The following is a 12,986-nucleotide window of genomic DNA, read 5'->3' on the forward strand; positions in this document are numbered from 1 at the left end:
TTCGTCAGGCCGGGCCGGCCCTCCGGTGCTCCGCCGCGATGCCGAATCGCCGTGGTTCGCCAGGAGCGGACGCAACCTCCCGGACCGTGGAGACCGCGCTGATCACCTGCTCCTCCGTGACCTCCGCGAGGTCCTGGCTCTCTTCGAGCCGTCGCAGGTCATCGGCCGAGACGAGGGCGACGAGGGGCTTGCCGTGCCGGGTGACGACGACGCGTTCACCGGCGTACACCACGCGGTTGATCAGGTCGGCGAGCTCAGCCCTGGCTTGCGTCACCGGAATCTCGTAGGCCATGTCCCCATCATAACGTGACGTACGTCCTGTACATTTTTTACAGAGACGGCTGTCGCCGGAGACAGCTCTGCCCGCGAGGAGGGGTTCGCCATGACCCGACCGTCCGCCCGCTACGTGCTGCCCGAGTTCACCGAACGCACGGGGTCCGGGCAACGGACGATGGACCCGTACTCCAAGCTTCTGGAGGAGCGGATCGTCTTCCTCGGGGCTCCCGTGGACGAGACCTCGGCGAACGACGTGATGGCCCAGTTCATGCACCTGGAGCACCAGGCCCCGGAGCGCGACATCTCGCTCTACATCAACTCCCCCGGCGGCACCTTCCACGCCATGACGGCGATCTACGACACGATGCGGTACCTCTCCTGCGACGTGGAGACGATCTGCCTGGGCCAGGCCGGTGCCGCCTCCTCGGTACTGCTGGCGGCGGGCACGCCCGGCAAGCGATTCGCGCTGCCCGACGCCCGCCTGGTGATCCATCAGCCCGCCCTGCCCGAGCCGATCCGGGGGCAGGCCCGCGATCTGGCGATCCAGGCCGACGAGTTGACGCGCATCCGGAGCCGGATGGAGGAGATCCTCGCGCTGCACACGGGCCGCACCCGCGAGCAGGTGAGCGCGGACATCGAGCGGGACAAGATCCTCACCGCCCAGGAGGCGGTGGAGTACGGCCTGGTGGACGGGATCATCCCCAGCCGCAAGGCCACCCTGGCCCCGCCGACCGGACAGTGAGGCCCAGGTGCTCCCGCCCGAACTGCCGCCGCTGCCCGCCCTGACACGCGCCGAGGCGGAACTGATCGACCGTTACCTCGAGGTCGTCGACCTGCTCGGCCGTATCAACCCGGCCCAGGACGGCGACACCTACCGCGGACTGCGTGCCGCCCAGGCCCTGGTCGGCAAGGCGACCGCGCTGCGTGACGCGCTGACCCTGATGCACCAGCGGGGCGAGACGGAACTGCACGCCGGCACGCTGACCCGGGCGCTGCGGGTGCTGGACGGCGAGCGGCGCACGGCCCGGCTCACCCTGCCCCCGGAGTCCGTCAGTTGACGCGCAACCGTCGGTCCGGACTCCCGCCCCGTCGGCGGAGCGTCCGGACCTGAGTTGAAACGGACCAAAAGACGTACCCCTGTTCGGAGTAGGGGGGAGACCAATTTTGGGACCGTTTCAGTTGCGCAACGCGCGTAGCCCGCGGACGGAATGGGGCATTCCGTCGCTGGTCCGGCGCTCCGCGAACCCGTGGACAGTGGCTCGAACGCACACGTGTCCACCCGAACGGGTGAGTGGTGAGTAACAACACAAATCCCCGGTTCCGTTGGGAAATCCGGACAGCCATGAGCCAAGATCCCTGTCTGACGACAAGCCCCCGCCGCTGTGGCGGGGCGATCCGGGCGGACGCCGAGTCCTGCCGCCGCCCGGATGACCGGTCGACAGGAGTGGATCGGCAGGAGTGGAGGACCCAAGCACGACGGGTCGCCGGGACGGTCACGCCATGACCGGACACGAGCAGCCCTTGGGGTGAAGCCGCGTCAGCGGCCGGGCAACTTTGTCAGCCCGAATCCGACAGGTCATCCTTCACAGGCGGCTGACGAAGGGTTGCGCATGACTGCGCTCAATCGTGTCCCGTCGCTCATGGCCCGGGCCGGCACGGCCTCGGCGCTCACCATCGCCGCCGTGGGCGGCTCGATCGTGGCGCCCGGCTTCGCCTCCGAGGCCGCGGCAGCCACACCGGCGACCAAGGCACTCCAGATCGCGGCCTCCAAGAAGGGTTCACCCTACAAGTACGGGGCCACCGGTCCGCACCGGTTCGACTGCTCCGGGCTCACGCTCTACTCGTTCAAGAAGGCCGGCAAGAAGCTCCCCCGCACGGCTGCCCAGCAGTACAACAAGACGCGCCACATCTCCGCCAAGAACCGCAAGGCGGGAGACCTGGTGTTCTTCCACTCGGGCAGCAACGTGTACCACGTCGGTATCTACGCGGGTAAGAACAAGCTCTGGCACTCCCCGAAGAGCGGAGACGTGGTGCGACTGCAGAAGATCTGGACCAAGAGCGTCTGGTACGGGCGCGTGAAGTGACCCGCCCGGCGTGCGGCGGCGTCCCTGACACGCCGCCGCGCGCCGGAGCGTGACATGGGCTCACGTGGATACCCGTGACCCCATGGCCGAGCACCGTCCCTGCACCGCGCGCAACGAGACTCCGCTGCAACGCGCCGACCGCAACTTCGTCGAGCTGCTCCAGGAACTCCGCGTCACCCAAACGGGTGTGCAGATCCTCTTCGCCTTCCTGCTGTCGCTGGCCTTCACGTCGCGTTTCGAGGACCTCGACACGGTCCAGCGCGTCACCTACGTCATCACGCTGCTGCTGGCCGTCCTCGCCGCCGCGCTCTTCACCGCACCGGCCGCGCTGCACCGCTCCCTCTTCCAGCAGGGCGCCAAGCCCCGCATCGTCCAGGTTTCCTCGCGACTGGCCACCACCGGCCTGAGCGTGCTGGTGTTCGCGTTCAGCGGTTCCGTGTTGCTGGTGGTCGACGTGACCACGGGCCGGACCGGTGGTATCGCCGCGGGCGCCGCGACCTTCCTGGTCTGCGTCGGCCTGTGGGGGCTGCTCCCGCGGCTGGTGCGGCGGGCGGGGCTGCGTGGGGAGGCGGACGGCACCGGGGGGACCACCGAGGAGGAGCCGGCCCGGAGCGACGTCAGGATCCCCGCACCGCTGCGGCGTACCGTCAAGCAGCCGTCGGGGCTTCGAGGGACGGCAGCGCACCGGGAGGCGTCGGCACGGCAGCGGTGACGGCCGCGGGCTCCGGCGGGTCGCGAGGCTCGGAGGGGCGTCGTAGCCGTGCGGGCGGCCCGGATGTCGGTCGCGCGGGCCGGGGCGGGCGAGACGGCCCGTCCGGCGGAGGGGTTGGGGAGGTCTCTCGGGCCCTGCTGCGAGGGCGTGGCCCTGTGCCGCGGCAGACGGGGTGGAGCGGCGGACGTGGGTGAGCTCTACGGCTCCTGCTGGACCACCGTCGTCACCGGCTGGACCGGAACGACCCACGGGAGTTCGATCGAGATGGTCTTGCCGCCCTCGCGGGTGGGGCGGATGCGGAGTCTGCCGCCGCATTCCGCGGTCAGCCAGCGGATGATGACCAGCCCTCGGCCGTTGTCCTGCTGGACGGCGGCGGGCAGGCGTCTGGGGAAACGCGGGTGGCTGTCCGTGACACCGATGCGCAGGTGCTCGTCGCGGTCGAGCTCGACGTCCACGGTGAACGTGGGCGACTGGCCGAAGGTGTGCTGGACGGCGTTGGTGGCGAGTTCGGAGATGATGAGCCGGACGGTGTCGGACACTTCCGTGTCCGCCGGCAGGCCCCACTCCGCCAGCGTGCCCACCACGTAGGCACGCGCTGCGGAGACCGAGGCGGGATCGCTCGGCAGAGTGACGGATGCTTCCAGATGGTCTGCCATGGCGACGTCGTCCCTTTCCCACGGGGCCGCAGCCCGACACGGAGCGGAGGGTTCGAGTACGGTCCCGGACTGGTGCTTCGTCGCCAGACTGCCACCAGAACACCCCTGAAGGACGGCGATCCACCAAGATATGCATATATCTGTCGCTCAAAGCGGTGAACTCTGCGACGCGAGACCGTATTTGGGTGGCTCGGAAGGAGTAAGGAGGAGCCATGCAGCACGGTCCCGCGGTGCGCCGGCGGAAACTGGGCGCCGAACTGCGTGCGCTGCGCACCTCGGCGGGGCTCACGAGCGGTGAGGCGGCCCGGCTGGTGGGCTGGCACCAGTCCAAGGTCAGCCGGATCGAGACGGGCACGAGCGGGGTGAAACCCGCCGATGTGCGGTTACTTCTCGACGGCTACGGTGTAGCAGACTCCGAACTTCGCGACCTCCTCATGATGTTGGCCGGATCCGACGACAGCGGCGGCCGGCACCACTGGTGGCACGCCTACCGCGGGGTACTGCCGCCTACCTACCGGGACTTCATCAGCCTGGAGTCGCAGGCCGGCGCGATGCGCACGCTGGAGACCACCGTCGTCCCGGGGCTGCTCCAGACGCCCGAGTACGCGCGTGCGGTGACGAGGGCCGCGGTGGAGGGACTCCCGGAAGACCGTCTCGACACGCTGGTCGAGGTGCGGCTGGCCCGGCAGGACGTGCTGCGCGCGGATCCCCCGCTGGAACTCAGTGCCGTCCTGGACGAGGCGGTGCTGCGCCGGGAGGTGGGCGGGCCCGGGGTGATGGCCCGCCAGCTGGAACGGCTGGTCGAGGCGGCCCGGCTGCCCCAAGTGCGCCTTCAGGTGCTGCCGTTCGCCGCCGGGGCGCACATCGGTGTCACCGGCCCTTTCGTTATCTTCTCATTTTCGAGCACTTCTGATCTGGATGTGGTTGTTCTCGACCACTTGACGAGTAGCCTCTACCTCGAACGGAAAGAAGACCTCCAGGCCTACACGGAGGCCTTCAACGCCCTTCAGATCCACGCCCTTTCGCCCGAGGACTCGTTGGATTTCATCGCCGGGACAGCCGCCGGCGCGTAAGGAGGCACCATGCGTGCACTGCCTCGTCACGTCCCCTCAAGCATCGAACTGCACGGTGTGCGGTGGTTGCGCAGCAGCTACAGCACCGGCGCGAACAACTGCGTCGAGACCGCGTGTCCGGAAGCCCCGCCCTGGGCCGGACTGCTCGCCGTGCGCGACTCCAAGGACCCGGCCGGACCCGCGCTGCTCTTCTCTCCGGGGAGCTGGGCTGCGTTCGCGGCCGGGGTGGTCCGTATGTGACCGAGTTTGATCAGACAGACCGTCATCGTGCGACGCACGGCCGTGTCACGCCGACTCACGGCCGCGTCTCGCCGATCAGCCGTACAGCGCGTTCGATCTGCTGACCGGTCAGGTCCGCGCGGGCGGTCAGCCTGAGCCGTGAGATGCCGTCCGGCACGGAAGGGGGCCGCAAGCAGCCCACGGCCAGGCCCGCCGCGCGGCACTCCGCCGCCCAGCGCACCGCGTCCTCGGGTGAGGGCGCCCGCACCGAGACCACCGCGGCGTCCGGACGTACCGCTTCCAGACCCGCGGCGGTCAGGCGTGCGTACAGTTCGCCCGCCACCGCACGGGCCCGTGCCGCCCGTTCCGGCTCGCGGCGCAGCAGCCGCAGGGCCGACAGGGCCGCCCCCGCCGCGGCGGGGGCGAGTCCGGTGTCGAAGATGAAGGTGCGGGCCGCGTTGACCAGGTGGTCGACGACCCGGGCGGGGCCGAGGACGGCTCCGCCCTGGCTGCCGAGCGACTTGGAGAGCGTGACCGTCGCGACGACGTCGTCGGCACCCGCGAGCCCCACGGCGTGCGGGGCGCCGCGGCCGCCGTCGCCGAGGACGCCCAGCCCGTGGGCGTCGTCGACGACCAGTCCGGCGCCGTGCTCCCGGCAGGCCTCGGCCAGCGCGGTGAGCGGGGCCGCGTCGCCGTCGACCGAGAAGACCGTGTCGGACACGGTGATCGCCGTGCCCTCGTGGGTGGCCAGCGCCTTGCGCACGGCGTCCGGCTCGGCGTGCGCCACGACCTGGGTGGTGCCGCGGGCCAGCCGGCAGCCGTCGATGAGCGAGGCGTGGTTGCCCGCGTCGGAGACGATCAGGGAGCCGTGCGGGGCCAGCGCGGTGACCGCGGCGAGGTTGGCGGCGTAGCCGGAGGAGAAGACGAGGGCTGCCTCGAAACCGCAGAAATCGGCCAGTTCGCGCTCGAGTTCGGCGTGCAGTTCGGTGGTGCCGGTGACGAGCCGGGAGCCCGTCGAGCCGCCGCCCCAGGTCCGCGCGGCCCGGGCCGCGCCCTCGGTGACCTCGGGATGGCGGGCCAGCCCGAGGTAGTCGTTGCTCGCCAGGTCGAGGAGCGGCGAATCGGCCGGACGGGGGCGCAGAGTCCGTACGAGTCCGGCGCGGGCACGCAGCTGCGCCTGCTCGTCGATCCAGCCGAACGCCATGGGTGGTCCTCCGGGGAATTTGTAGGCAGTGCACAGACACTAGCGGGATCACCAGCAGGTCACTGTGTGGCAATACCCACACCTCGAAGCGACTCTGTTGTACGAACTCTCCTTGGCCCGGGGCGCCTCCTTAGGACAGGATCGGCTTCCATGGACCTGCTGAACACGCTGGTGGACAAGGGGCTTCGGCGCGAGCTGCCGACCCGCGACGAGGCACTGGCCGTCCTCGCGACGTCCGACGACGACCTGCTCGATGTGGTGGCCGCGGCCGGAAAGGTGCGTCGGCACTGGTTCGGCCGACGGGTGAAACTGAACTATCTCGTCAACCTCAAGTCCGGCCTGTGCCCCGAGGACTGCTCGTACTGTTCGCAGCGGCTCGGCTCGACGGCCGGGATCCTGAAGTACACCTGGCTGAAGCCCGACCAGGCGTCCGACGCGGCGGCGGCCGGTGTGGCCGGAGGGGCCAAGCGGGTGTGCCTGGTGGCGAGCGGGCGCGGCCCGACCGACCGGGACGTGGACCGGGTCTCCGAGACGATTCGGACGATCAAGGACAACAACGAGGGCGTCGAGGTGTGCGCCTGCCTCGGACTGCTCTCCGACGGCCAGGCGGAGCGGCTGCGCGAGGCCGGCGCCGACGCCTACAACCACAACCTCAACACGTCCGAGGCGACGTACGGGGAGATCACCACCACGCACACCTACGAGGACCGCGTCGACACCGTGCAGAAGGCGCACGCGGCCGGTCTGTCCGCCTGCTCCGGGCTGATCGCCGGCATGGGCGAGACGGACGAGGACCTGGTGGACGTCGTCTTCTCGCTGCGTGAGCTGGACCCGGACTCGGTTCCGGTCAACTTCCTGATCCCGTTCGAGGGCACCCCGCTCGGCAAGGAGTGGAACCTGACCCCGCAGCGGTGCCTCAGGATCCTGGCGATGACGCGGTTCGTCTGCCCGGACGTCGAGGTGCGGATCGCGGGCGGGCGCGAGGTCCATCTGCGCACGATGCAGCCGCTCGCGCTGCACCTGGCCAACTCGATCTTCCTCGGCGACTACCTCACCAGCGAGGGCCAGGCCGGCAAGGCCGACCTGGAGATGATCGCGGACGCCGGGTTCGACGTGGAGGGCACCGACCAGGTGACGCTGCCCGAGCACCGGGCCGGAGGCTGCCACGACGGCGGCGGGGTCTGCGGTTCCGGCGGCGGGGCGTGTGGGTCGGAGGCCCAAGAGCAGGCCGAGGGGCAGGTCGCCGAGGGGCAGGTCACCGAACCTCGTACCGGGGCCGAGCCCCGGACCGACCTGGTCGCCGTGCGCCGCCGGGGCGCCGGGACGGACCTCGCGCCCAATGCCTGAGCCGACCGTCTCCGAGCTGCTGGAGCTCGACCGGCGGCACGTGTGGCATCCGTACGGCCCGATGCCGGGGCGGCAGGAACCGCTCGTCGTGGAGTCGGCGAGCGGGGTGCGGCTGCGGCTCGCCGACGGCTCGGGAGAGCTGGTCGACGGGATGTCGTCCTGGTGGTCGGCGATCCACGGCTACAACCACCCGGTGCTCAACGAGGCCGCACGCGAGCAGCTCGGGCGGATGAGCCACGTGATGTTCGGCGGGCTCACCCACGAGCCCGCCGTACGGCTGGCGAAGCTCCTTGTCGACATGTCGCCCGAGGGGCTGGAGCATGTCTTCCTCGCCGACTCCGGGTCGGTGTCGGTCGAGGTCGCGGTCAAGATGTGCCTGCAGTACTGGCGTTCGCTCGGCCGCCCCGGCAAGCAGCGGCTGCTGACCTGGCGCGGTGGCTACCACGGCGACACCTGGCAGCCGATGTCGGTGTGCGATCCCGAGGGCGGGATGCACGATCTGTGGACCGGCGTGCTGCAACGCCAGGTGTTCGCCGACCCGCCCCCGGCGGAGTACGACGAGGCGTACGCCGAGCAGCTGCGGTCGCTGATCGAACGGCACGCCGGTGAGCTGGCCGCGGTGATCGTCGAGCCGGTGGTGCAGGGCGCGGGCGGGATGCGGTTCCACTCCCCCGCGTATCTGCGGGTGCTGCGCGAGGCGTGCGACGCGCATGACGTGCTGCTGGTGTTCGACGAGATCGCGACCGGGTTCGGCCGTACGGGCGCGATGTTCGCGGCGGAGCACGCGGCCGTGACGCCGGACGTGATGTGCGTGGGCAAGGCGCTGACCGGCGGCTACCTGACGATGGCGGCGACCCTGTGCACCGCGCGGGTGGCCGACGGCATCTCGCGGGGCGAGGTGCCGGTGCTCGCGCACGGCCCGACGTTCATGGGTAATCCGCTGGCGTCGGCGGTGGCCTGCGCGTCGATCGAGCTGCTGACCGGTCAGGACTGGCTCGCGGAGGTCAAGCGGATCGAGGCGGGGCTGCGGGACGGGCTCTCGGCGGCCTCGGACCTGCCGGGAGTGAAGGACGTGCGGGTGCTCGGCGCCATCGGCGTCGTACAGCTGGATCACGCCGCGGACATGAAGGCTGCGACGGAGGCGGCCGTGCGCGAGGGAGTGTGGCTGCGGCCGTTCCGCGATCTGATCTACACCATGCCGCCGTACGTCACGGGCGACGCGGACCTGGCACGGATCGCGCGGGCCGTGTGCGCGGCGGCGCGGGAGGGATGACATGCCGGTACTGGTGATCACGGGCACGGGCACGGAGGTCGGCAAGACGGTCGTGACCGCCGCCGTCGCCGCGACGGCCCTGGCGGCCGGCCGTTCGGTGGCCGTGCTGAAGGCCGCGCAGACGGGCGTGCGGCCGGACGAGCCGGGGGACGCCGCCGAGGTGGCGCGCCTCGCGGGCCCGGTGACGACGGCCGAACTCGCCCGGTATCCCGAACCGTTGGCCCCGGCCACGGCCGCACGCCGGGCCGGCCGGGCCCCGGTGCATCCGCACGAGGTCGCGGAGGCCGCCGCCAAGCTGGCCACCGAGCACGACCTGGTGCTGGTCGAAGGGGCCGGCGGACTGCTCGTCCGGTTCGACGCGGCCGGCGGCACCCTGGCGGACGCGGCCCGGCTGCTGTCGGCGCCGGTGCTGGTCGTGGCCCCCGCGGGGCTCGGCACCCTCAACATGACGGAGCTGACGGCGCGTGAACTGCGTGCCCGGGGGCTGCACCTGGCCGGGATCGTGATCGGGAGCTGGCCCGCGGCCCCGGATCTCGCCGCCCGCTGCAATCTCGCGGACCTGCCGGACGTGGCCGGGGCCCCGCTGCTGGGCTCGGTTCCGGCCGGGTCGGGCAGCCTCTCCCTCGCCGGCTTCCGGGCGGCCGCGCCGCACTGGCTGGCGCCGCAGCTGGACGGCTCGTGGGACGCGGAGGCGTTCCGGGTCCGGGAGGCGCCCGGGGCGTTCTGAGAGTCGGGGCGGGCACGCGGTGAAACCGGTGCGGACGTGATCGCGTGTTGATGTATGTACGTGATCACCTCCGAAGGGACCGCACCTTGCACACGAACGGATCACGCCTGTCCCGCCGTACGGCCCTCGCGCTGGGCACGGCCGCCGCTCTCTCGCTGGGCGGCGGCACGGCCCACGCGTTACCCGGCACGGCTGGTGTCACCGCGCGGCTGCGGGAACTGGAGCGGGAGCACACCGCCCGGCTGGGCGTGTACGCCCGCAACATGCGCACCGGCCGGACGGTGGCCTATCGGGCCGACGAACGCTTCCCGATGGCCTCGGTCTTCAAGACACTCGCCGCAGCGGCCGTCCTGCGCGACCTCGACCGCGACGGCGAGTTCCTGGCCCGGCGCGTCCACTACACCCAGGAGTACGTCACGAAGTCGGGCTACTCCCCCATCACCGAGGACTATGTCGCGACGGGCATGACCGTCGGCGAACTGTGCGACGCCACCATCCGCTTCAGCGACAACACCGCGGGCAACCTGCTGCTGGAGGAGCTGGGCGGCCCGACCGCCGTCACGCGGTTCTGCCGCTCGACCGGTGACCGGGTCACGCGGCTCGACCGCTGGGAGCCCGAGCTCAACTCCGCGGAGCCGTGGCGCGTCACCGACACGACCTCCCCGCGCGCCATCGGCCTGACCTACGCCCGGCTGGTGCTCGGCGACGTGCTTGAACCCCGGGACAGGGCCCGGCTCACGGACTGGCTGCTGCGCAACACCACGAGCCTGGAGAGGTTCCGCAAGGGTCTGCCGGCCGACTGGCTGCTCGCCGACAAGACGGGTGGCGGGCAGTACGGCAGCAACAACGACGTGGGCATCACCTGGCCTCCGGACGGCCCGCCGATCGTGATGTCGGTGCTGACCACGCAGCCGGAGGAGGACGCTGCGGCCGACAACCCGCTGGTGGCCGGCGCCGCGGCCCTGCTGGCGGCGGAACTCGCCTAGCGTGGCCGTCGGCGGCAGGTCGTCGTGGGACACGTGGCTGGTGAGCGGTGCTTGCGGTGCCGCCGGTCTGCTCGCCCTGCACTCCGCCGTGCCCAACGGGGCCGGGCGGCTGGGGAGCCTGCTGGAGACGTTCCTGCCGTGGCTGGGGGTCGCCGTGCCCCTGCTCGGCTGCCTCGCCCTGCTCAAGCGGTCGTGGGTGGGGCTGCTCGCCTGCCTGGCGCCCGGGGCCGTGTGGCTCTGGCTGTTCGGCGGGCTGTGGTTCTCCTCGCCTCCGGACTCGTACGACCTGACCGTCGTCCAGCACAACGTGGCCGACGACAACGCCGACCCCGCCGGTACCGCCCGGGCCCTGCTCGCCACGCGCTCCGGCCTGATCGCCGTGGAGGAGCTGACGCCCGTCGCGCGGCCCGCTTACCAGGGCGTCCTGGGCGCCTCCCACCCGCACCGGGCCGTCCACGGCACGGTCGGGCTCTGGTCGGCGTATCCGCTGTCGGACGTGCGGCCCGTGGACATCCGGCCCGAGGGCTTCCCGGAGAGCTGGCGGCGCGGTCTGCGGGCCACGGTGTCCGCGCCCGGCGGCGAACTCGCGGTGTACGTGGTTCATCTGCCGTCCGTGCGCCTGGGCCCGACGGGGCTCGCCTCCGCGGCCCGTGACGAGAGCGCGGCCCTGCTCGGGGCCCGGATCGCCGACGACCCGGCCGAACGGCTGCTGGTGGTGGGCGACCTCAACGGCACGGTGCAGGACCGCGGCCTCGCCCCGCTCACTTCCCAACTGCACGCCCCTCCCAAGGGGTTCGCGTTCAGCTGGCCGGCCGCGCTGCCGGTGGCGAGGATCGACCAGGTGCTGGGGCGAGGGGTCGAGGTGACGGAGGTGACGGCGCTGGAGGCGACCGGGAGCGACCACCTTCCGGTCCTGGGCCGTGTACTCCTGCGGTAGACGGCAGGGGTGCGCCGGGCCCGTCGCGGGGAGAATCGGGGTAGGGCCAGCCTCGCAGGGAGGTCTTCCATGCCGCTCCGCTCCGGCAAGGTGCCGCGGGACGCCGTGCACCATCCGCTGTTCGCACGCTGCTACGCCCGGGTCAGTGTGGCCGCCGAGACCCGGATGGGCATGGGCCGGATACGCGAGAGACTGCTCGGCGGGCTGTCCGGGCGGGTGATCGAGATCGGCGCCGGCAACGGGCTGAACTTCGCGCACTACCCGGGCACCGTCGCGGAGGTCGTGGCGATCGAACCGGAGCGGCGGCTGCGGCACCTGGCCGTGGAGGCCGCGCTGCGTGCCGAGGTGCCGGTGGACGTGGTGCCGGGTGCGGCCGAGGCCCTGCCGGTCAAGAGCGAGGGCTTCGACGCGGCCGTGGTGTCGCTGGTGCTGTGCAGTGTGCGGGACGTGCCCCGGGCGCTCGGGGAACTGCGGCGGGTGCTGCGGCCGGGCGGCGAGGTGCGGTTCTTCGAGCACGGCCGGGGCGGCGGCCGGGCGATGACCTTCACGCAGCACGCGCTGGACCGGACGGTGTGGCCGGTGCTGAGCGGGAACTGCCATGTGGCGCGGGAGCCGGTGCGGGCGCTGCGGGACGCCGGATTCGAACTCGGGCCCTACCGGCAGGTGCTGATGCCCGCGGAGGGACCGAGGCTGCCCAGCTCGTACTGCGTGCTCGGCACGGCGTGGCGCCCTGCCGGCGGGTGAGTCACAGGCTCCACTGGCGCAGCTCCTGCTCGATGTCCCGCACGGACGCCTCACCGCTCTTGACCAGCCGGGCGAGGTCGCGGACCTGCTCGGGCGAGGTGACGACCTTGACACCGCTGGCGACCAGATACGCGTAGGCGACGGCGGAGGCGAACAGGGCGTTGGAGCGCTCCAGCGCGGGGACGTGCAGGAGGAGCTGGAGCAGGGCGGCGGCGCGGGCGTGCGGGCTGTCGTAGACGGGGACGTCGAATATGGCGGCCTGGTGCCGGGCGACGGCGGCGACGAGGGCTCCCCAGTCGGTGACCTGGGGGTCTCCGGGGGTCTTCTGCTCGGCGAGCATCAGCAGCCAGGCGAGGTCGATCTCGAGGTTGTTCAACGGTTCAGCGGCGACCTTCGCGCGTGCCTTCACGCTCTGCGCCGAACTCCTCGGCGAAGACGGACTCGTACTGCTTCATGAAGTCGGCGGCGGCCTCCACGAAGGTGTGGCCCACCTCGCCGGTGTCCTGTCGGACCAGCTCCTCGATGTAGCGGTTGACGCTCATCCCGCGGGCCAGGGCGCGTTCACGGGCGGCGCGGGCGGTGCCCTCGTCGACTCGCACGTTCAGCTGGGTCTTCGCCATACCTCGAAGCTAGCGCGCAGACGCTAGCACCGGCAAGGGCGGAGTCCGACCCGCGGAGGATACCGAGTGTGGGCCGGGTCACATTACCCTCGGGCAGGGCCAGGAGGTCCCGATGTCCACCCAGAGGA

Annotated in this window: 17 protein-coding genes and 1 riboswitch; of the genes, 12 read left to right on the top strand and 5 right to left on the bottom strand. The window is 71.6% G+C overall.

Translation table 11 applies throughout. The annotated features are described in order from the left end of the window. Nucleotides 1-4 precede the first annotated feature (4 nt). Entirely contained in the window at nucleotides 5-292 is a 288-nt protein-coding gene (locus tag AB0G20_RS31555; RefSeq protein WP_361308263.1) for a type II toxin-antitoxin system Phd/YefM family antitoxin, read from the bottom strand. 90 nt (nucleotides 293-382) lie between these two features. Here AB0G20_RS31555 and AB0G20_RS31560 point away from each other — a divergent pair, with 90 nt between their 5' ends. The 4 genes from AB0G20_RS31560 to AB0G20_RS31575 all read left to right on the top strand — a co-directional run bounded on the left by AB0G20_RS31560 (nucleotide 383) and on the right by AB0G20_RS31575 (nucleotide 3,072). Next, complete coding sequence (locus tag AB0G20_RS31560) at nucleotides 383-1,018, top strand: ATP-dependent Clp protease proteolytic subunit (protein ID WP_361308265.1); 636 nt, start codon at nucleotides 383-385, stop codon at nucleotides 1,016-1,018. A gap of 7 nt (nucleotides 1,019-1,025) precedes the next feature. Next, nucleotides 1,026-1,334 (top strand): hypothetical protein, encoded by a 309-nt coding sequence (locus tag AB0G20_RS31565; protein WP_361308267.1) that lies wholly within the window; start codon nucleotides 1,026-1,028, stop codon nucleotides 1,332-1,334. A gap of 336 nt (nucleotides 1,335-1,670) precedes the next feature. Continuing rightward, nucleotides 1,671-1,883, top strand: a riboswitch (cyclic di-AMP (ydaO/yuaA leader). 3 nt (nucleotides 1,884-1,886) lie between these two features. Beyond that, complete coding sequence (locus AB0G20_RS31570; protein ID WP_361308269.1) at nucleotides 1,887-2,360, top strand: C40 family peptidase; 474 nt, start codon at nucleotides 1,887-1,889, stop codon at nucleotides 2,358-2,360. An 82-nt stretch (nucleotides 2,361-2,442) separates the two neighbouring features. After that, nucleotides 2,443-3,072, top strand: a complete 630-nt coding sequence (locus AB0G20_RS31575; protein WP_361308271.1) for a DUF6328 family protein — start codon at nucleotides 2,443-2,445, stop codon at nucleotides 3,070-3,072. 197 nt (nucleotides 3,073-3,269) lie between these two features. Here AB0G20_RS31575 and AB0G20_RS31580 read toward each other — a convergent pair whose 3' ends face one another. Then, nucleotides 3,270-3,728, bottom strand: a complete 459-nt coding sequence (locus AB0G20_RS31580; RefSeq protein ID WP_361308273.1) for an ATP-binding protein — start codon at nucleotides 3,726-3,728, stop codon at nucleotides 3,270-3,272. A gap of 212 nt (nucleotides 3,729-3,940) precedes the next feature. On the opposite strand from AB0G20_RS31580, the gene AB0G20_RS31585 reads away from it, so the two are divergent. Together AB0G20_RS31585 and AB0G20_RS31590 are read left to right on the top strand one after the other, a co-directional pair. Next, nucleotides 3,941-4,801 (top strand): helix-turn-helix transcriptional regulator, encoded by an 861-nt coding sequence (locus tag AB0G20_RS31585; protein WP_361308275.1) that lies wholly within the window; start codon nucleotides 3,941-3,943, stop codon nucleotides 4,799-4,801. 9 nt (nucleotides 4,802-4,810) lie between these two features. Further along, complete coding sequence (locus tag AB0G20_RS31590) at nucleotides 4,811-5,041, top strand: DUF397 domain-containing protein (RefSeq protein WP_361308277.1); 231 nt, start codon at nucleotides 4,811-4,813, stop codon at nucleotides 5,039-5,041. 55 nt (nucleotides 5,042-5,096) lie between these two features. Here the strand turns inward: AB0G20_RS31590 and AB0G20_RS31595 are convergent, their stop codons facing one another. Beyond that, complete coding sequence (locus AB0G20_RS31595) at nucleotides 5,097-6,224, bottom strand: 8-amino-7-oxononanoate synthase (protein WP_361308279.1); 1,128 nt, start codon at nucleotides 6,222-6,224, stop codon at nucleotides 5,097-5,099. Nucleotides 6,225-6,374: 150 nt separating this feature from the next. On the opposite strand from AB0G20_RS31595, the gene bioB reads away from it, so the two are divergent. The 6 genes from bioB to AB0G20_RS31625 all read left to right on the top strand — a co-directional run bounded on the left by bioB (nucleotide 6,375) and on the right by AB0G20_RS31625 (nucleotide 12,238). Continuing rightward, nucleotides 6,375-7,571, top strand: a complete 1,197-nt coding sequence (gene bioB / locus AB0G20_RS31600; RefSeq protein ID WP_361308281.1) for a biotin synthase BioB — start codon at nucleotides 6,375-6,377, stop codon at nucleotides 7,569-7,571. After that, nucleotides 7,564-8,844 carry an adenosylmethionine--8-amino-7-oxononanoate transaminase gene (locus tag AB0G20_RS31605; protein WP_361308283.1) on the top strand — a complete coding sequence of 427 codons (1,281 nt, stop codon included), beginning with the start codon at nucleotides 7,564-7,566 and terminating at the stop codon, nucleotides 8,842-8,844. Before bioB ends, AB0G20_RS31605 begins: the two co-directional genes overlap by 8 nt. 1 nt (nucleotide 8,845) lies before the next feature. Continuing rightward, nucleotides 8,846-9,571 (top strand): dethiobiotin synthase, encoded by a 726-nt coding sequence (gene bioD, locus AB0G20_RS31610; RefSeq protein WP_361308285.1) that lies wholly within the window; start codon nucleotides 8,846-8,848, stop codon nucleotides 9,569-9,571. Nucleotides 9,572-9,621: 50 nt separating this feature from the next. Next, nucleotides 9,622-10,557, top strand: coding sequence for a class A beta-lactamase (gene bla / locus AB0G20_RS31615; protein ID WP_361308287.1), 936 nt, complete (start codon nucleotides 9,622-9,624; stop codon nucleotides 10,555-10,557). A 40-nt stretch (nucleotides 10,558-10,597) separates the two neighbouring features. Continuing rightward, complete coding sequence (locus AB0G20_RS31620) at nucleotides 10,598-11,494, top strand: endonuclease/exonuclease/phosphatase family protein (RefSeq protein ID WP_361308289.1); 897 nt, start codon at nucleotides 10,598-10,600, stop codon at nucleotides 11,492-11,494. A 69-nt stretch (nucleotides 11,495-11,563) separates the two neighbouring features. Continuing rightward, on the top strand, nucleotides 11,564-12,238 hold the full coding sequence (locus tag AB0G20_RS31625; RefSeq protein WP_361308291.1) for a class I SAM-dependent methyltransferase: 675 nt from the start codon (nucleotides 11,564-11,566) through the stop codon (nucleotides 12,236-12,238). Between the two features lies 1 nt (nucleotide 12,239). Here AB0G20_RS31625 and AB0G20_RS31630 read toward each other — a convergent pair whose 3' ends face one another. Both AB0G20_RS31630 and AB0G20_RS31635 read right to left on the bottom strand, forming a co-directional pair. Continuing rightward, nucleotides 12,240-12,614 carry a fic family toxin-antitoxin system, toxin component gene (locus tag AB0G20_RS31630; protein ID WP_361308522.1) on the bottom strand — a complete coding sequence of 125 codons (375 nt, stop codon included), beginning with the start codon at nucleotides 12,612-12,614 and terminating at the stop codon, nucleotides 12,240-12,242. A 4-nt stretch (nucleotides 12,615-12,618) separates the two neighbouring features. Continuing rightward, complete coding sequence (locus tag AB0G20_RS31635; RefSeq protein WP_161361704.1) at nucleotides 12,619-12,858, bottom strand: toxin-antitoxin system HicB family antitoxin; 240 nt, start codon at nucleotides 12,856-12,858, stop codon at nucleotides 12,619-12,621. Nucleotides 12,859-12,986: the final 128 nt, after the last annotated feature.

The organism is Streptomyces sp. NPDC024017 (assembly GCF_040638895.1).
In the GTDB taxonomy this organism is placed as follows: domain Bacteria; phylum Actinomycetota; class Actinomycetes; order Streptomycetales; family Streptomycetaceae; genus Streptomyces.